Annotated in this window: 1 protein-coding gene; it reads right to left on the bottom strand. The window is 72.0% G+C overall.

All coding sequences use genetic code 11. The annotated features are described in order from the left end of the window. Positions 1 to 42: 42 nt before the first annotated feature. A partial coding sequence (locus AB1460_RS37920; RefSeq protein ID WP_368967417.1) for a transposase occupies positions 43 to 814 on the bottom strand: 772 nt, incomplete at its 5' end.

Here is an 814-nt window from a genome sequence, read left to right as displayed (position 1 = left end):
GTGGCTCTGGCGCAAATTCCGTGAAGGAGGGTGTGATGATCTCTATCGGTCGAGGAGGACGCGCTTGCGGAGCAGATCGGGCTCGGCGCGGCCGTACATCTGACGTTTCAGCATCTTGATCCGGTTGACTTGGCCTTCTACCTGGCCGGAGCTCCAGGGCAACGTGAACCCGGCGGCGACCGCGTCCCAGTCGGCGCGCAGACCGGAGGCGTACCCACGTAGCTCGGGCAGCGGGCTGGCCTCGGCCCGTCCGGCCCAGCTTTCGAGCGCCTCGAGACCGCGGCGGTGCACGAGCAGGTCGGCGAATGAGGCGACCAGGTCACGGGCAAGGGCCAGCTCGGGGCAGCGGTCACACAGCTCGGCGAGGCGTGTCTTGTCGCCGTCGTCGACGTTGTCGGGGTGGCGGGTGAGTGCTCCGGTCACCTCCCGGCGGGTCGGGTCCGCCGGCTGTTCGGGTACGGGTGGGGTGCCGGCGCGCAGCCGGGTTAGGAACCGTCGCACCGTGCGTTCGCTGACGTGGACGCCGCGTTCGCGCAACTTCTCCCGCAGCAGGCTGGTGCTCGTGGCGCCCTCGGTGAACCGGGCGACAAGGTAAGCGGCGTGCTCGTCGAGGGCGCTGGGCCGGCCGACGGGCCCGGTGCCGAGCAGCTCCTCCGGTGTGGCGGCGCGTGCGAACCGGCGTACGGTCTTGCGGTCGAGCCGGAGCCGCTCGGCGACGCGGGACAGTGGCAGGCCGGTCGCGACCAGCGCGTGGACCTCGGCGTAGCGGGCGCGGGTACGCGCCGCGAGCGCGCCCTCGGGCTCCACCGGTACG

It is taken from the genome of Parafrankia sp. FMc2 (assembly GCF_041008525.1).
Classification (GTDB): Bacteria; Actinomycetota; Actinomycetes; order Frankiales; family Frankiaceae; genus Parafrankia.
Note: the sequence above shows the minus strand (reverse complement) of the source record. Positions and strands in the feature narration are given on the sequence as shown.